This is a genomic window from Paraburkholderia sp. CNPSo 3274, assembly GCF_024206475.1.
Lineage (GTDB): Bacteria > Pseudomonadota > Gammaproteobacteria > Burkholderiales > Burkholderiaceae > Paraburkholderia.
The window spans coordinates 20,916-39,310 of sequence record NZ_JAMBPR010000066.1 but is presented as its reverse complement, the minus strand read 5'-3'; the positions used below and the strand labels follow the sequence as shown (position 1 = coordinate 39,310).

12 protein-coding genes are annotated in these 18,395 nt (G+C 58.6%); 2 read left to right on the top strand and 10 right to left on the bottom strand.

Annotated elements, in window-relative coordinates; all coding sequences use genetic code 11:
* Positions 1–810 precede the first annotated feature (810 nt).
* Complete coding sequence (locus tag M3I54_RS33535; protein WP_254343594.1) at positions 811–1,437, top strand: TetR/AcrR family transcriptional regulator; 627 nt, start codon at positions 811–813, stop codon at positions 1,435–1,437.
* Positions 1,438–1,980: 543 nt separating this feature from the next.
* Here the strand turns inward: M3I54_RS33535 and M3I54_RS33530 are convergent.
* The 7 genes from M3I54_RS33530 to M3I54_RS33500 form a co-directional block, all read right to left on the bottom strand.
* Complete coding sequence (locus M3I54_RS33530) at positions 1,981–3,594, bottom strand: methyl-accepting chemotaxis protein (RefSeq protein WP_254343587.1); 1,614 nt, start codon at positions 3,592–3,594, stop codon at positions 1,981–1,983.
* 273 nt (positions 3,595–3,867) lie between these two features.
* Complete coding sequence (locus tag M3I54_RS33525; RefSeq protein WP_254343585.1) at positions 3,868–4,284, bottom strand: DUF4148 domain-containing protein; 417 nt, start codon at positions 4,282–4,284, stop codon at positions 3,868–3,870.
* A gap of 56 nt (positions 4,285–4,340) precedes the next feature.
* Positions 4,341–5,315: a YCF48-related protein gene (locus M3I54_RS33520; RefSeq protein WP_254343582.1), complete on the bottom strand. Its 975-nt coding sequence runs from the start codon at positions 5,313–5,315 to the stop codon at positions 4,341–4,343.
* A 17-nt stretch (positions 5,316–5,332) separates the two neighbouring features.
* The gene (locus M3I54_RS33515) at positions 5,333–7,693 is read right to left on the bottom strand and encodes an efflux RND transporter permease subunit (protein ID WP_254343580.1); all 2,361 of its coding nucleotides are present in this window, start codon (positions 7,691–7,693) and stop codon (positions 5,333–5,335) included.
* A 44-nt stretch (positions 7,694–7,737) separates the two neighbouring features.
* A complete protein-coding gene (locus M3I54_RS33510; RefSeq protein ID WP_254343578.1) occupies positions 7,738–9,567 on the bottom strand; it encodes a DUF1302 domain-containing protein in 1,830 nt (609 codons plus the stop codon).
* A 75-nt stretch (positions 9,568–9,642) separates the two neighbouring features.
* Positions 9,643–11,007: a DUF1329 domain-containing protein gene (locus tag M3I54_RS33505; protein ID WP_254343575.1), complete on the bottom strand. Its 1,365-nt coding sequence runs from the start codon at positions 11,005–11,007 to the stop codon at positions 9,643–9,645.
* Between the two features lie 329 nt (positions 11,008–11,336).
* Positions 11,337–12,317, bottom strand: a complete 981-nt coding sequence (locus M3I54_RS33500; protein WP_254343573.1) for an aminotransferase class IV — start codon at positions 12,315–12,317, stop codon at positions 11,337–11,339.
* A gap of 556 nt (positions 12,318–12,873) precedes the next feature.
* Here M3I54_RS33500 and M3I54_RS33495 point away from each other — a divergent pair.
* Positions 12,874–14,334 (top strand): aldehyde dehydrogenase family protein, encoded by a 1,461-nt coding sequence (locus M3I54_RS33495; RefSeq protein ID WP_254343571.1) that lies wholly within the window; start codon positions 12,874–12,876, stop codon positions 14,332–14,334.
* A 120-nt stretch (positions 14,335–14,454) separates the two neighbouring features.
* Here M3I54_RS33495 and M3I54_RS33490 read toward each other — a convergent pair whose 3' ends face one another.
* The 3 genes from M3I54_RS33490 to M3I54_RS33480 all read right to left on the bottom strand — a co-directional run bounded on the left by M3I54_RS33490 (position 14,455) and on the right by M3I54_RS33480 (position 18,385).
* A complete protein-coding gene (locus tag M3I54_RS33490; RefSeq protein WP_254343569.1) occupies positions 14,455–15,054 on the bottom strand; it encodes a TetR/AcrR family transcriptional regulator in 600 nt (199 codons plus the stop codon).
* A gap of 269 nt (positions 15,055–15,323) precedes the next feature.
* Positions 15,324–16,943 (bottom strand): choline dehydrogenase, encoded by a 1,620-nt coding sequence (locus tag M3I54_RS33485; protein WP_254343566.1) that lies wholly within the window; start codon positions 16,941–16,943, stop codon positions 15,324–15,326.
* Between the two features lie 491 nt (positions 16,944–17,434).
* Positions 17,435–18,385, bottom strand: coding sequence for an alpha/beta hydrolase (locus tag M3I54_RS33480; protein ID WP_254343564.1), 951 nt, complete (start codon positions 18,383–18,385; stop codon positions 17,435–17,437).
* Positions 18,386–18,395: the final 10 nt, after the last annotated feature.

The window sequence follows — 18,395 nt, the reverse complement described above, 5'->3', positions numbered from 1 at the left end:
CACCCGACTAAATCGTATGACTTGGTCATTTGACTATCAAGCAAACGGTATGCCAGCCGATTCCACGTGTTCGCCTTCCCTCTGCATTGCGGCGAATGCGCCCTCCTGTAGCGGGGCGCGCGCCCCGTAGCGGGGAATCGACTGCACCAACTGATGCTCAAGTGTCAAGTAGTGGTGCAGGCAAACGAACCTGATCAATTGACCATGTAGCTACAGCCCAGAGTTTATGCCTCAAAAACACATTGGGAATACGGAGTTTCCATTAGCCTCATGATGAGGGCTCCCACACCAAGGCAACTGCACCAATTTCAAAGGGAGCGTGTGATGGTCCTTTCACGCTCCCACGTTAAGTCGTCGCATCTGCGCTCCGTCTGGGGAAAGAACATCAAAACGGGAAGCTGAATGACACGTGACAGACAGATACCGTTCGATGTGCCGGCCCGACGACCCATGAATGAATCCGCCCGTGGTTCGCGAAGCATGCTGCCACGTCGCGTCGACTTCGTGGCGTTTGCGTAGGCACAGCGACGCACCGGTGGCCGCAGCTTTGGCGCCGTGATGAAATGGTTTCGACCGGTTGCATTGTGATCCGCCGACCAGTTCCCGCACGCGGCGCGCAACTCCGCCGGCATTCCCGGCAAATTTCTGCCAACTGCATTTCTCTCGCCGCCATAGCGTCGCAACATGCCTGCAGCGCAATCCCATGCGTTGACTGCGAAATGCCGTCCATCGTCATGTTAATATCGAGGCATTCGATTACCCTGCCCGGGTACCTCCTTTAAACGAAGACATGAAACGGAGCTCTAGCCTATGCTGAGAGTACGGGCTGAAGTCCGCCGCCAGGACCTCGTAGCGGCCACGGTCGCGGTTATTGCAGAACACGGTGTGAAGGGAGCCACGACCCGTCGCATCGCCGAGGCTGCGGGCTGTCCGCTGGCTTCCCTGCATTACGTTTTTCACTCGAAAGACGAGCTATTGTTGGCTGTCTATGAAACCTTGATCGATTCGATCCGCTCCGATAGCCCGGACGCTCCAGAGCACGGGACCCTGTCCGATCTGGCGGATTTCAACCTGCGCGCGGCAATGGCCTGGTTCGCGGCAAACCCGACATACGCGAAGACCCAGTCAGAATTGTATACGTGGGCGCTCAGACATCAGCCCGATATGGCCATTAGTGCCTTTCGTATATCCCTGGAAGGTACCCGCACCAACCTGGCCGCTGCCGAGCCTCGTGCGGATGCCAAGGCCCTGGATGCCATCGCGCGGCTGATCATTATTCTGATCGACGGGCTCCTTTTCTCGTGGTTTGCCCAGGAAGATCCCAAACGTCTGGCCGCTGATATCGACCACGCCAGCAGGATGTTGGTTTCCTATGCGTCGGCGCTTTCAACCTCTAACCCTACCGTCAAGACCACCCGCAAGTTAGTACGGAAGTAGCAAGCTGCTGCGGCTACTTCGAGGCGCTGAACCTCACTGGGGCAACGTCCGCAGCGTCTCCTCATAATATCCGCGCCGTTCGGGGCGTATCACGTTTGCGATTTCGTGCCATGCGCCGCCCCTCCTGCAAGCATCTGCTCAAAGATGCCCTGAGGGACGATTACTCGTGCCCAACCGCGACAGGCGGCGCTTAGGGCGCTACTCAACGCTTAGGCTCGCTAGCAAACCGGTTCTACAAAACCGCGACCCGATACCGCTGGAATCGCGTCAAGCACCGCCCCAATCTATCGGGCGATCCAAGTCAACCGCGTACGCGAGGTCGACGCGTTCGCTACGGCGCGCGAATACCCCGCACGGGCAACGCTGATCGGAACGCAAACCGACAGTGTCGCAAGCTTGATGTTCGGTCCGCAGGCACAGTCGCAGAGCATCGATCTCGTGTTCGAATTGATGAAAGCGACGGCGATCCTCATTGCGCAGGAAACCATCGAACCGGGTAGCCCGGTGTGACGCCGGGCATCCTCGTCAGAGTACTCCCGGGTATTAGTGCGCACTCGATCCGGTGAGCAGGTCAGCCATCGCGTGGCCTCCCACCCTCGGTTTGGCTTGCGCATTCGCGAGTTTGAAGACCGACACCGCATCATTCAACACCCGCGCCTGATCTTTGAGGGCCTGCGCCTCTTGCGCGGCCTGTTCCACCAATACGGCGTTCTGTTGCGTCACCTCATCCATTTGAACTATCGCTTGATTGACTTGTTCGATCCCGCGCGTCTGCTCTTCCGAGGCCTGCGCAATTTCACCGACGATCGACGAGACCTGCTCGATCGCGAGTTTGACCTCGCCTATCGTTTCCCGCGCATGCGTCGCCTGCTTCGCGCCGTCTTGAATCATCGCCACTGACGAGCCGATCAACTCCTTGATTTCCTTCGCAGCGTCGGCGGAACGTTGAGCCAGACTGCGAACTTCACTCGCGACCACGGCGAACCCGCGGCCTTGTTCGCCGGCGCGCGCCGCCTCGACTGCAGCATTCAGCGCAAGGATGTTCGTCTGAAATGCGATGCCTTCGATGACGGTCGTAATGTCGGTAATCTTGTTCGAACTCCCGCTGATTTCCTCGATCGTGCCGACCATGTGTCGCACCGCCTCGTTACCTGCATCGGCCATGCTCGTGGCACGAGTGGCCAGCACGTTGGCCTCTCGCGCGCTATCGGCATTGTGCTTCACCGTCTCCGTCAATTCCGTCATGCTCGTCGCGGTTTCCTCGAGCGATGTCGCCTGCTTCTCGGTTCGGGCCGACAAATCCGTATTGCCGATGGCGATTTCTCGCGATGCCACGGCCACCGATTCGGCGATGTCCTTGATGCCGCGCACCGTGTCGCTCAGTTGGTAGCTCATCCGATTCAGCGCTTCGAGCAAATTGCCGAATTCGTCGCGTGCCTGCGTCGAGATTTCATTCTCCAGGTTGCCGTCGGCGATTCGATTCGCCACCAATAAGGCCTTGCCGAGTGGCTGCGATATCGCGCGCGTCAGATAGATCGAAACACCGGCCGTCAGTGCAATGCCGAGAACCACCAGCGCGATCGCGATCCATAACACGCTTTGATAGGTCGACCCACTGTCCACCACGAACTGCTTGGCCCGTGCCAGATGCAACGCGGCGTCCTCAGCCAATACGCCCGTCAACTGTGTTCCGATCGGAACGAGTTTTTTGATGATGGGAATAGCGACGTCATCGTTGCCGGTGTTCAAGGCGTCGATGGCGTCGTCGGTGACATGCGTAAATTGCGGAAGCAAATCTCGGATCTTTATCGCAAGATCTCGCTCCCTGCCACTACGGATTCCCATTCCGTAGTAGCTATTCCATGCTTCGGCGATATGCGCCTGATCGGCACGAATCGCTTCAATGGCATCGCGCGTGACGGCAGGCTCAACGAACATTTCGATCCGAGCGATCTGAAGCGTGAGATCCGATTGCGCTGCACGCACTTCTGACAACTCATTGATCGGGACCACATGCCCCGAGAAGGCGTCGTTCAGATTCGCATTCAGCGTGTAAAGCCCATAGAGCCCGAACAACCCGATCGAGGAGATAAGAATCACGCAGACGCTCGAGCCAAACGCGACTTTCAACTTGATGCTCTTAGCAATATTTTTCACTTCGGTCCCAGTTGAGACTCGCTAACCAAACCTGTCATCCGAGAGCGAGTGGGTAAACGTCTGATGTTGGATGACAAGATAGAGAACCAGTGAAGAATTGTGGAAGAGCTCCCGCCTTTAAAGGCATCGCTTCCTCGACAGCAATTTCATCGCACGCGTTCATCGACATCTTCGCGTTGGCGATAACAACACCCATACCATCCCCCTCGCACCGCCCCTTCAATTTCGCACCCACAACCCGATTCGTCGCCACCAGAAATTTTATCTGCATTCCTAGTTAAATCCGCTCGATTTGCTTACGCTCGTTGCCGGAATGGTCCCTTCTTCCTTCCACACCTGTTCCAGAAGCAAATAATTCTCCCGATTGCGTGTCCGCGTCGCGGCGCTGGGAGGATAGTCAACCCAGCGCAGCGGAAGCATTCCCTCCTCTCCGGCCTGCAGGAGATCGGCACGGACTTGCGCGCGAGTCTTGCCCGGCACCGGTCCGACGTTCGCAGCCACGCGCCCGTCCACGCGAGCCGTTTCAATCTGCGCGCCCGGGTCGACCGGCCCTGCACTCGATACCTGCACGGAATGCAGAGTCGACTGCTCCGGGGGAAGATCATCACCGGCCTGCGCTTGGGCTGCAACCGCGACGGAAATCAGCAGAGTCGCGAGAGCTGTCCGGCTCACTATGGCATTAGCATTCATGTCGTATTCCTATTTTATAAATTGGCTAATTCGGGCGTCCTGCATGTAACGCGTTATCACTTCGCTCCGGGAGCGTCGAGCACTCCATCCTGCGAAAACAATACCGGCTCGCCGGCGCCATTGAACAGCGCGGCGGTCAGCGTCGCGCGATCTTCGCGCTGATGGACCTCGAACGACGTGCCGCCCTCGCGTTGCCGGAACACGAGGCCATCGAGTCCGACGCCCATCAGTCCGTTTTTAGTCGCCACGAGATCGGTAATCGAGCTCTTCGTGCCGGCGTTCAGCGCCGTCCACGTCGCCCCGCCGTCGCCGCTCTGGTACAGGCTACCGAGCAGCCCGCCCACGACGATCCGCCCGTCAGGCAGCGCCACGCCCGTCCACAGCGTGCCCTTGCCGCCCGTCGCCTGATAGTTCCAGGTCGCGCCGCCATCCGTGGACTTAAGCACCATGCCCTGCTCCGAATCGATATAGAGCGCGCCCTGACGGTCCTGAAAGATGTGATACAGGTTGCGGTCCGCCCGGCCGGCACCCGGCGGCTTGGGCACCGTCACTTTCGCCCAGGTCTTGCCGCCGTCGTGCGTGGCGAGCATCAGCGACCACAGGCCCACTGCAATGCCGTCCTGCGAGTTGGTGAAAAGCACGGAGAATAGCGGCTGGTCCACTGAAAGGTCCATGCGCTGCTTTCGCCAGGTCTCGCCGCCGTCGTTTGTCGCCAGAATCACGCCCCACTGGCCAACCGCCCAGCCGTGCCGCGCATCCGTGAAAGTAACCGCCGAAAGCGTTGCCGAAACCGGCACCTCATTGGACTGACGCCACGTTTTTCCTTCATCATCCGAAAGAATGATGACGCCGTGTTCACCCACCGCGACGATGCGCGAACCAGCGCGCGTGGCGTCCATCAACATCATGTGCGACGGCGCAGTCCACGCGTGCGCGGATTTGTCCGCCCAATCCGCCACCGCGCCCTGCGGCTGCGCGAAGGCCGCCGCACTCACGCACAACGCCGCGCAGGCAACAAGCATCTTGATCATGGTTTGGTCTCCAGATATCAGTGGCTGAACAAGCCCGGTGCGCGCGCCGGCTTGCGGCGCGGAAACCACCGTTCCAGCACCGAGGCCAGTGCGGGCAGCGCCGTCATCGCCATCAGCAGGTTCACGAGGAACATGAACGCCAGCAGTTTGCCCATGTCAGCCTGGAACTTCAGCGCCGAAAAGCTCCATGTCGCCACTCCGATCGCCAGCGTGATCGCGGTAAAGATCGTGGCCACGCCCACTTCCAGCATCGCGTGCTGCACCGCCTTGACGATGTTCTGGCCGCCCGCCAGATGCACCTGCAGCCGGTTGTAGATATAGAACGCGTAGTCCACGCCTATGCCCACGGCCAGCACCATCACTGGCAGCGTCGCCACCGTGAGACCGATCTGCAGTTCCTTCATGAACCAGTAACCGATGAAGGTGGCCACCGAGAGCGGCAGGCAGCAAGCCAGCATCGCGCGCCAATCGCGGTAGGCGAGGAACACGAGGATCAGGATCGCCGCATAGACGTACAGCATCATGGGCAGTTCGCTCACTGCGACTTCCTCGTTGGTCGCGGCGAGCACGCCAGCATTACCCGCCGCGAGCCGCACCGTAATGCCTGGAAACGGATGCGATGCGCGATATGCCTTCACGTCGTCGAGAATCCGGCTGATCGTCGTCGCCTTGTGGTCGGTGAGGAACAGATGCACGGCCGTCATGCCGCAGTCCGCTTTCATGAAACCCTTCACCCGGCCCGCGTCCACCGACACTGCGCCGTAGTTCTCGGGGTCGATCGGCACCACGTTCATCTTCGGGTAATCCTCGTTGTAGCCCTGGTTGTAGCGGCGCAGCAGCGCCGAGTACGACTGCGCTGACACCACGCCGGGCTCGGTGCGCATCGTGCTCGTGAAGTCGTCCTCGTACAGGCCGACCGCCGGGTTATCACACGCCTTGCCCGTCGACTCGATCACTACCGTGAGCCAGTCGAGGCCGATGTCGTAGCTGCTTGCGATCGAGGTGGCGTCACGGTTGAAACGCGCGTCCGCGCGCAGTTCGGGCGCACCAGGCTGCAGCGTGCCGATCACGCGGTCGCGGCTTTGCCACGCGGCCAGTGCGAACACCACCAGCGTCAGCGCCACGGTCACGCCCGCATAACGCGGCTGGGCGATGCGTGCGAGCCCACGAAGCCACGCCGAGCGCCGCTCGCTGCGTTTGAGCGCGCTATCGGCATAGCGCTTCGTGAAGTTGAAGCACGAGGCCGCTACCGGCAGCAGCACCAGATTGGTCACGATCTTGTAGGCAACGCCGAGTGAAGCCGTGATGGCGAGTTCGCGCACCATCGGAATCGGAATCAGCAGCAGCGTGATGAACGACACGAATGCCGTCACGAGCGCCAGTACACCCGGAATCAGCAGACCGCTGAAGCTGTGGCGCGCGGCGTCGAACGAACTGTTGCCGTGCGCGATCTCACGCACGATGAAGTTGACCTGCTGCACGCCATGCGAGACGCCAATCGCGAAGACCAGGAATGGCACAAGCACCGCGAGTGGGTCCAGGCCGAAGCCCAGCAGCTTGAGCGTGCCGAACTGCCAGACGAGCGACGTGAGCGAGCACGAAATGAGCAGCACCGTGAAGCGCACCGAATGGCAGTACCAGTAGACCGCGAGCGCCGTGAGCAGCAGCGCGATGCCGCAGAAGCCGAGCACGGCGGTTGCGCCATCGGCGATATCACCGATCTGCTTGGCGAAGCCGATGATCTGGATTTCATAGCCCGCGTCTTCGAACGGCTCGCGGATCTGCGCTTCGAGCAGCTGGTTGAACGCCACGTAATCGAGCACCTTGCCGTTACGGTCACGCTCGTTGAGCTCGGCCGTAATCATGGCGCTGTCTTCGTTATGCGAAACGAGCGTGCCGACATAGCCGCCGAGCGTAGTCGCGCGGCGAATCTTCGCGACAACGCCTGGCCTGAGCTGATCGGGCGTGATCGTGCCGGAGATGATCGGCTCGGCGCGGAAGCCCTCGTCGGTGATCTCGTTCACGTAAGCGTTCGGTGTCCACAGCGACTGCACGCCAATGCGGTCCACGTTCGGCAGGTACGCGACGGCCTGGGTCACCTTGTACAGCCGCGTGAGTCCCTCCTTCGTCCAGATCGAGCCCTTCCGTGCGTGCACGACTACAGTGATGCGGTTCGCGCCCAGCAGGTCGGAACGGTACTTCTGGAAGGTCTGAATGTACTCGTGACCGATCGGCATCTGCTTCTCGAAGCCCGCATCCATGCGCAGCTGCACAGCAAAAAACGCCATGACTGCGGTGAACAGGCCGATGCTCACGAGCACGGCCATGCGGCGAGCGAAGAACGCCCTTTCCAGTGTTTTCACCAAACGATTTAACACGGCATTTTCCCTTCAGATGATTCAATGGCGTACGGAACCGGCCATCAGAAGTTCCGGGTGACGAACATCCCGACGAAGTTGCGGTCCGCGTAGGGATTACCCACGGTGTTGTGCCCGCCCCAGAACAGCGTGTAGTTGATACCCGCCTGCCAGACGGTCGGGTTCTGGTTGAACAGCACATAGAGATTCAGCGACTTTGCGCCCTGCAGGTAGTTCGCAGTGAGCGTGGGCGTGTAGCCGTACAGGCTATCGGCGAACGTGATACCCGGTGTTACCTGCCAGCCGTGAATCAACGTGCCGTCATAGGTCCAGTTGAAGTCGACCGTGGCGCCAACCGAACTCGACGTGCCCTGCGCCATGCCGATGGGATAACCCAGGCTCGAGCCATTGTTCAGCCAGGGCAGGTAACCGGCTTGAGGCACCTGCGTGACCGCCTGACCGTTGACGTTACGTGTGACGCCGCTCGAACTCAGGCCCGGGTAGTAGATCCAGGTAAGCTCCCACGTCAGCGTCGCCGCGTCCGCGCCAATCAGCTTCAGGAACGGATACTCACTGCGCGTAAGCGCCAGCAACCCGTTGATGTCGTACTGGAACTTCTTCATGTCGGCCCACTGCTGGCAATTCACCCCGGCTACACCGTTGGTGTTCAGATCGAGTGGACCGCCCGCGCCATAGCACCCCGACAGCGCCACGGCATCGTGCGGCCGGTACGAAAGCTCGGTGCCGATCGCCCAGTTGCCGATGCCGAAGTTCGCGCTGGCGCCTAAGAGCTGGCGGTTCTGCAGATACGACCATTGCAGCGTCCCGTTGGCCAACGAAGAAAGCACGGGCGACTTGTCGGTATAGTTTACGTAGTAGATCGCGAAGTTCGCGTCGAAGGAACGAGGCGAATAGTTCAACTTCAGGCCGAACTGCGGCTTGTACTTCGATGGTGCCTGCCAGTTGACAGGAAGGCCAATGACGTTGTCCGGGGGCCCGGCGAAATCGCCGTTGACGAGACCCGTGTAGATGCCGTTGAGCGTGTTCTGGTTGCCGCTGGCAGGCCCCGCGATCGTACCCGCGCTGGGGCCGGACACGTTGAGGTTGTTCGTGCTTACCGTATACGGGGTCGTCCCGCGGCCCAGGCTGTTGGACAGGGACCAGTACGACCCTACCGGTGGATAGCGATTGCCGTTCCACCAGAACTGATAGTAATCCTCAGTACTAAATCCATGGGAAAGATCGGCGGCGAAGCTGATCATCGGCGCGGGCAGCAGCGCCTGCTTTAGCTGCGAGCCAGGAATCAGCAGTTTCTGGACATCGAGCGAGTTAGTGGCATTGATGCCGCCCTGCGCGAACATACTCTCGCCCCAGTTGATCACCTGGTTGCCCAGGCGAACGTGGGCATTCTGGCCGTTGATTGTGAAGTCCTTCTCGCCCCAGAGGTCGAGCAGCTGCACGTCGTAGACCACCTGTGCCGACGCGGTGCTCGACAACGGTGTGCGGTTTGTGTCGCCGGCAAGGAAGTCGTACATACCCGTGCCGCGGATCATGAACTTGAGCCCTTCGCTTGGCATCTTGAAGAGCAGTTCGCTCGTCGCGCTGATGTAGGTGCTGAAGGGCTGACCTTTGCGGTAGTTCAGATTGCCGTCGTCGGCGGCGCCCCATTGGTTGGTGTTGGCTGCCGCGCCGCAACCGAATGAATTCGGGTCGCCCGTAAGCGAGCAGCTTGGGTTTTTTGTGCGGATACCGCCGCCCGCCGTGAGGTTGGTGACCCACGAACCCGTGAGATCGTTCAGGCCCGTCGTGAACTCATAGCCGTACGCAGTCGTTGCGGCCGTGCCGAACATGGCCAGCGACGCCGCAACATATATCCCGATGTTTTTCGTTTTCATTCATCTCCCCTGCTGACACTCACAGTGCCAACGCGCACCACCGATGCACGTCGGTCCCCGCATTTGCGCCGAACCTCAGCGCTCGCTCACCGATCTCAGAGACTCGGCCGTGAAAAAGTCCGTCTTGAAACGTGGATCATTAATATGCTCGTACCAGCGGATGTCCTTGCCTTGACCGATTGAGGAGGCGTCGAACACGTAGCGTCCGTTGTTGAGGTCATACTGCACGAACGGCTCGTTGTCGCAGGCGCCGCCAAGCTCCCAAACCGGAATCGGGTAGCTCTCACGTACCTTCCAGAGTTTGCCCTGCGCGTCATAGTCCTCGCCGACGAGTGCAAGCCAGCTGTCCTCGTCCAGATACAAGATCTTTTTAGAATCGACGTGGCGCGCCGTAGGCTTGAGCGTTGCTTCGACCACCCAGACGCGGTGCACCTCATATCGACGATGATCGGACGCGATGCCGTTGGGCGTGGCGACGTCGTGCAGCTTGTCCTTGAAGGTGTACATGCCGAAATCGTCATACGGGACGATCATTTCCTTCTTGCCTATGAGCTTCCAGTTGAAGCGGTCGATGGAACCGTTGAACATGTTGGCTTCATCGATCAGATACTGGTTTTCGTAGCCGATCAGCGGTGCGTCGTGTGTATAGGCCGGCATGCGTCGCACACGCCGCTGTCCGGGGAAGTAGTAGTAGGTCTCCGAGTCCTTGTCGAAGTACTGTCGCTGCACGAACGCCTGTCCGGCCAGTGCAGCGGGTGAGTCAACCTCGAAATAGGCGCCCTGGCTAAACTGGTCGACGTCCTGCGGCGCGGTCTTGCCATCCTTGCCCGCCGGGAAATAGAAGACCTGCGGGCCGACGCTGTCGATCCAGTCGCTACCGCCCGGGCGTGGGGAGATGGCCGTGACGCCCGGCGCCCACTCCACGCCTTCGCCCCGGTAGCGCGTTTCGTAGTTCAGGATCGCCTCGGCGCCATTCTTCGGCTGCGGAAATGCCACACCCGGTAATGTCGCGGTCTGAATCGTCTCGCCATTCGAAGCCAGCTTCGCTGTCGTGAGATTCGCTGTCGAATTCTGCTCGGCGGATTCCGGCAACTGGCATTCGCGGTGGGAGGGATAGACCTCCATGCGGTAGCCCTTCAGTTGCTTGATGAGCTGGATCTGCCCCGGCGACAGTTTGTCGGCGTATTTGTCGACGCTTGCCGCATCGATCGTGTACAACGGCTTCTCGTTCTTGTGCTTCCAGAAGTCGCCCCGGACCTTGCCCCATTCCCAGCCTGAAGGCGTAGCTTCCCGCCCGGCCAAAACCGGCACGAGACCGTCCTTACTGGCCGCGCGCTCGGCTCCTGACGGCGTGAGGTCTTCCGCCATGGCTGCAGTTCCAGTCAAAAGACATACTACGGCCGCGATCACGGACACGGCTCTGATATTCCTCTGCTTCATCACAGTTCTCCTCTCGATTCCTTCCGCTTAACGACTCGAATGTCCGGCCGCGCGAAGTGCGATGTCGCCGATGGCGGGTTCAACGTAGGTCATCGCCACTCCGCGCCAGACTTTTGAAACGATCTGGATTCCTGACCAGATGCTGTTAGACAACGAACCGGTCGTCGTTATAACCTGGAAGCTAGTATTGTCCGGTACTTTGATGGAGGGCCGGACGAACTATCAATCCCTTCACGATTGCTAGAGCTATCGTGAGCGCCCCAAAACCGGGTATAAAAAATCTGACCGGGGCGGCTTTGCACATGCATCACTCATGATGGGCTCCCGGCTTATGCCGGGACAGACGCGAGATATTCAGCTGGCTGCGAGTGCCACCCTGCCCAGCGCTTCTCCCAGTAGAGGTTATGGATCTTCTCGGAGATCGGGCCGGCGCCGTTGTGGTCACCAAGGCGCTGGCTATCCACGGAGCTGATGGGCATGATTCCGCCTGCAGACGAGGACGTGAATGCTTCGTCGGCCTGGCGCAGTTGGGTCGCCGTGTATTTGCCGATGTTCATCTTGATGCCGAGTTCGGCGGCGATATCGAAGACACTCTGGCGCGTGATACCGAGCAGGCAGCCTTCAGCAGGGGTATAGAGTTCGCCGTTCTTGACGAAAAATACGTTCGCACCGGCGGCTTCGGTCAGGTTGTCGTTTTCGTCGACGAGAATCGCCCAGTCCTTCTCTTGTTGCATCGCCTCGAAGAGAGCGAGCTTCATGTCCATCCAATGGAAGTTCTTGGCCGTGGGATCCACAGCCTTTGCAGAAATCCGGTTGTACCGCTTGCTGATCAGCAAGTTCGAGCCTCGCGTGCGGACCTCGTCGTCCGCCTGGAAGAAGAACGGCACGGCAAAGGCAAACATCGCATTCTTCATCGCGCTGCGATCGCGACGGTCGACGCTCAGGGGGCCGCGCGTGACGCACCACCAGACGTACGCATCCTTCAGGCCAGCGTTTCGCACGAGATTGTGGAGAATTTCCTTGACCTGGTCGCGATTGAACGGATTCTCGAGGAAGAACTTCGCCGATGACTCTTCCATGCGGGTGAGGTGATCGTCGAGCCGGAAGAAGTTGCCTCGTGAGACGGTAACAACATCGTAGGCAGCATCGGCATGCAAGAATCCCGCGTCAACTAGCGGGACGGTTGCTTCGGTGATGGGAACATAGTTGCCGTCGCAGAAAGCACTGCCATCTTCGTAGCGGGACTCATGTGGGGCGCGAGCATGCAGCGGGTGCTCTTGCATGATCTGCTGTACTTGAATGATTGCCATGGTAATTACCTTTCGCTCCCGAAGGAGAGTTGTCGTTCGACGTTCAAATCTAAAAGCGACCGGATCGCGGTTCGCCACTTTGCGGATTGCGCACTTCCTTGGCCATCCGGCGCGAAGTCTACTACGTGACTTGATCAAATGACCGTGTAGTAGAAGGTATTGCTCGAAAAATTCCTTGTCGATGAAGGTTAACCCTCTGTGATGCTTACCTGGGTTCTCAAGCAGTGAGTGGATTTGAACTCACCGCCCCCGTAAGTGGATGTTCTTGCCGATAGGCCACACCGTTGTGCTCAAGAAAAGTGACCTCGGTTTGTCGCAAGCTTTGGCAGGAAGCCAGCTCGTCACCTCGTTGTCCGATTGCATTGGCTGCGGGCCTTTTTTCAGCAGCATTACTGTTGGTTTCCTGGAAAGCATCGTTCTTCGAAGTACTAGTGGTCAATACTGATTATTACTAAGTCGTGCGACTTGGCCAAATGATCAAAAAAGGCGATAGCATGGATGCTCCTGGGCGGTTCTGAAGATTCGCCCGTGAGGCCAATTAACATGGAGCAAGCTGATGCCAATTTTTGAAGAAGACCATCTACGCCGGGCGTTCATAGGCGGACGATGGGTGGAGCCGGCCAACGGTGGCATTGAGCACGAAATCATCAATCCGGCGACCGGCGAGGTCTCTGGGGTGTTGCTGTTCTCTGACGAAGTGGATGTGAATCTGGCTGCGAAGGCAGCTAGTGACGCCTTCGCAGCATTTTCGAGCACGTCCCTGGTTGAGCGACTTAAAATGCTCGAGAGCGTGATTGGTGCATACACAGAGCGGTTGCAGGACATGGCGGACGCAATCACTCTGGAGATGGGCGCACCCATGGATGCCATTTCTCGACCACTTCAGGCGGCGCTGGGACTCTGGCACCTCCATACGACCCTGGAAGTTGCAAAGCAGTACCCGTTCGAACGAGCCCAAGGCACTTCGCGGATCGTGAAGGAGCCAGTGGGTGTTTGCGGGTTGATTACGCCATGGAACTGGCCAATGAACCAGGTCATGTGCAAGGTTGCACCGGCTCTGATTGCGGGCTGCACAATTGTGTTGAAGCCCAGTCAGAATGCACCGTACTCGGCAATTGTTCTCGCCGAGATCCTTGAGAAGGCAGGCGTACCTCCCGGTGTATTCAATCTCGTACAGGGCTCCGGACAGCGCCTGGGCAAGGCCATCGCTTCCAGCCCGCTCATTGACATGGTGTCGCTTACGGGGTCAACGAGCGCTGGTGTGGAGGTCGCTCAGGCAGCGGCGACGACGATCAAGAGGGTGACGCTAGAGCTGGGTGGAAAGTCGGCGAACATCATTCTGGATAGCGAAAACTTTCAGCAAGCAGTCACGCATGGGGTGCTCCAGATGATGGCCAATTCCGGTCAGACGTGCACGGCGCCATCGCGAATGCTGGTGCCAGAGCATCGGCTTGAGGAAGCAGAAGCGATTGCAGCAGCCGCGTGCGGGCAGGTAGTAGTCGGCGACCCGCGCGATCCCAGCACAACAATGGGACCAATGGCGAACCACCGCCAACATCAAAAGGTGCAGGAAATGATTCGGGTTGGAATTGAGGAGGGTGCAGTGCTCATCTCGGGCGGCCCCGGCAATCCTTCCGGGCTTGAGAGAGGTTACTACGTAAAGCCGACGATCTTCAGCCGCGCGAACAATCGCATGAAAATAGCAACCGAGGAGATTTTCGGCCCCGTATTGGTAACCATCCCCTATAAAGATGAAGCAGACGCTATCGCCATTGCCAACGACTCGCCGTACGGATTGTCCGGCTACGTTTATGGAGACTCGATCGAACAAGCGGAGCGTGTCGCGAGAAAGTTGCGGACCGGAATGGTCCATTTGAACGGTGCGCCAGTTGACATCGCGGCACCATTCGGTGGTTACAAGCAGTCCGGAAATGGACGGGAATGGGGCTACGCCGGCATCGAGGAGTTCCTGGAGACGAAGTCTATGTTCGGCGCGGCGCCGGGCGCCATCAGCTAGCTAGAATCGACGCTGGGTGTCTCTCTCTGGAGGTGCCCAGCTGGATGCCGTCGTCCATCTACGTACCGGAAACAAGGTCGAAATGGGCTTCAAAAAGCGCCATAGCAGGCCGCGTCGATTTCAAACCTGTACCGTTGAGTTCGAGATGGCGGTTGCAAACGCCTCCAAAGCTGAACTCGCATTATTCAGGTTCGCCGCAAGCTTGCGGATATTCACTTCCGCATACCAACTATTAAGTAATCCATCGATCAGGACGAGGCTCATTCTCGCTACGGCTTCAATCATGTCGCTGTGGACTTCCACGGCGCACTTGCTGAAGTAAGCCGTCGTTCGCTCGACAGACTGGACATAGGTTCTCAAGGCGAAATCGGGTCGATGACGCGCTGCCCACTGGATCAGCTCGGACTGGGCGCGGGCGTATGACGGATTCTGCACGAGCCATTCGACAATCTTGCGCAACTGCCATCCAGCCAGTTCGGCGAAAGAGTGAAATGTACTATCGGCGGCGAGGTTCGTCGCGATACGCTCAAACAGGGATTCGTAAACCGCATCGAACAGATCGTCCTTCGTGTGGAATACATAATGTAGGGACGCTAGAGGGCTGCCTGCGGCTTGAGCTATTCGCCTCGTGGTGGCTCCTGCAACACCATGCGCGGCGATGACATCAACGGCAGCGTCAACAAAGTCTTGTCGCCGCAACGCAGCCCGAACTCTTGTCATTGGTAAGCTCCGACACCCGAAAATCCTCTTGCGCTCACGTCGTACAGGCGTGTAGCGTTCATTCGAGATACATGGTCAGATGACCATCACGTTCGTGAATTATGTCGGCATTTTGAAAGTTTGTCTATGACCGAATAGGGGCGCGGGTCTCCCGAATAGCCATCTCTGTAGTTGCGCATCCTACGCCCGCAACATCCGTGCATGGTTGCGGCATTCGCGCGTACGAATGCCGGCGCGAAAGGGTGCTAGTTAAACCACCGTTCTAAAATTCAATTCGGCACCGTGGCCGGAAATCTTGCAATCCCCCGGATTAAATCCGAGGCTTTTTCTCCAATCATAATCGTCGGAGCGTTCGTGTTTGCGCCAACTAACGTCGGCATTATGGAGGCGTCAACGACGCGCAACCCCTCCGTTCCCCGAACTCGCAATTGAGAATCAACGACGGCGAGTTCGTCACTTCCCATGCGACAGGTTCCTACCGGGTGGTAAACGGTGTCGGTCCGCTCACGTAGCAACCCACGAATGTCTTCGTCTGATTGCGACCGCGGCTCAAACAGATCCTCCGTCACAAACTCCGACATGGCCGGGGCCGCCATCAACTGCCGAGTCAACTTGTAGCCCTCGACCAGGACTTCGAGATCATCCGTGTGCTCGAGGAATGCCGGGTCGATCAACGGCGTATCAAGCGGATCCGCGCTTTGCAGTTTGACCGATCCACGGCTTTTCGGCCTCAACAGGCACACATGACAGGAAATCCCATGTCCAAGCTGCAACTTTCTTCCATGATCGTTGACGGGACCAACGACAAAGTGCATCTGAACGTCCGGTCGATCGAGATCGGCCCGTGTCTTCAGGAAGGCGCCACCTTCAGCGAAATTGGTCGTCAAGGTGCCGTGCCGCGAATTCCGATACTGCTTGATGTCGCGCAGCGTCTTGATCCCGCCGCGCACCGAGACGCCGAGCGCATCCAGGCTGTTTGTCTTGTAGCTGACAACGACGTCCGGGTGATCCTGCAAGTTCTCTCCAACGCCCGCGAGATCGGACACGACCTTTATCCCATGGCGATGAAGTTCGTCCTTCGGCCCAACGCCGGACAACATAAGCAACTGAGGCGACTGAAGAGCGCCCGCGGAAAGGATCACCTCCTTTTTCGCCCAAACCGTCTCGACACTCCCCGCACGCGTGACTTCGACACCAACGGCTCTTTTTCCATCGAACACAATGCGTCTAACCTGCGCATTGGTCTCCACCGTCAGATTGCCGCGAACCTTCATATGCGGAAAAAGATAAGCACGTGCTGCACTCCAGCGCTCACCATTCTTCTGGGTTACCTGGTAAATGCCGACGCCCTCCTGCTCCGCACCGTTAAAATCGTCCGTGATGGGCAAGCCGCACTGTCGTGCGGCCTCCAGCCAACGTTCCTGAAATGGATTACCTGTCCTCAGATCGCTGACCCAAAGTGGGCCGCCGCGGCCGTGCCATTCATCGCCAAGACGCTCGTTATGCTCGCTTCGCTTGAAATAAGGGAAAACGTCATTCCAGGCCCAGCCTTCGTTGCCAAGCGCCGCCCAATCGTCGTAGTCGGAATGATGGCCGCGCGTGTACACCATGGCATTGATTGCAGACGATCCGCCCAACGCCTTGCCACGCGGCTGGTAGCCCCGTCGTCCCAGCAGTCCCTTTTGCGGAATGGTCTGAAACGCCCAATTGTTCAGCCGGGATGGAATCATCAGCACCAAGGCGGCCGGAACGCTTACTGTCCATCCATCGCCGGTGCCGCCGGCTTCGAAGAGGCACAGCGTCACATCAGGGTCTTCGGTCAAACGCGAAGCCAGCACACTGCCTGCCGATCCGCCACCTACAACAAGATAATCGAATGAATTCTTCACAGGTTTGTGTCCTGGATAGACTACGCAGCGAATGCACGTGAGGTCGGCTCGCACGTCAAATCTTGACTTGATCAGACATGCGAGCATTTCCCACGGCCTGGCCGGCCTTATAAAAGGAGGTCACAACGTACGCACTTGTCACCAGGCCCAAATGTTCGCCCGGCTATATTGGCGACTCCTCCATCCCTTATATTTTGATTTTTCACACCCGTTCACAACTTTCGACCACAAAGTGCGGTTCCACTGCAAAGCGTACCGACGCGTCGCGCTCTGTCTCAACACGGTCGATAGGTCCGAGTGCATCGAGACAAATAACAGGAGCCCTGTCGCGAAAGCACGCACTTTTCGGCTCCACAGAGGCGTCGCGCAATCGGACACATTCCGTCATACGACAGGACTGTGGCCGCACCGGCGACGTTTGAACTCGCCTGCCACGCTGCATGCGGCCACAGAATTGCGAACAGCAGAGTCAAGTCGCTACCGTGAACGTATCAATGGTGCTGCGCGCTGCCGAGCATGTTCCGAAAACTTGCGATTCCTTTCTCGATCCATGCCTGGGCGCCAGGGGAGATCCCCCCCATATCGAAGAACCCGTGAAGCATGCCATCGCACCTGATCGTTTCTACCTTGACGCCGCTTGCATGAAGCAAGCGACCGTATGCTTCGCCCTCGTCGCGCAGTGGATCGTATTCCGCGGTAACGATGACCGCGGGAGGCAGCCCTGCAAAGTCCCTGGCGAGGACCGGGGCCAGTCGTGCATCCGCCCGGTTCGTACCGTCGAGGACGTAATGTCGATCAAACCAGACGATCGAATCGAGGTCGAGCAGATAGCCTTCACCGTTTTCCTTGAAGGAGGGAAAGTCGGATCGGTCTTGTGCTACCGCCGGATAAATCAGGAACTGGGCGGCAAGCGAAATTCCCTCAACGTGCAGTTGTTGGGTCACGACGGCCGCAAGATTGCCGCCAGCGCTATCGCCGGCAACCGCCACTACATCGTTGCCGCCCAGTTCCCCAGCGTTTGCGATAACCCATTTAGTCGCGGCGACAGCGTCGTCCGCCGCTGCCGGATACCGATGCTCGGGAGCCAGCCGGTAATCCACTGAGACTACTACCGCGTTCGCACCACGAGCCAGCTCTCGACAAATATTGTCGTGGGTATCCAGATCACCAATGACAAACCCACCGCCATGAAGATAAATGACCGTTGGCAAATGACTCTCTTGAGTCGGACGATAAAGCCGCGCCCGTAGCGATCCAGTCGCGCCGGGAACCGTCAAGTCTTCCACACTATGAATTTCGACCACGGCCCCTGATGCACGCACTGCGTGTGCCAATTGATGCATCAATGCGCGCGCCTCTTCCGGGGTTGACTGCGGCAGTGGCTTCGCGCCAGATCCGGCAAAAGCTTCGAGAAAACCAGCGAGATGCAAATCGAGTGCCATAACATTACCT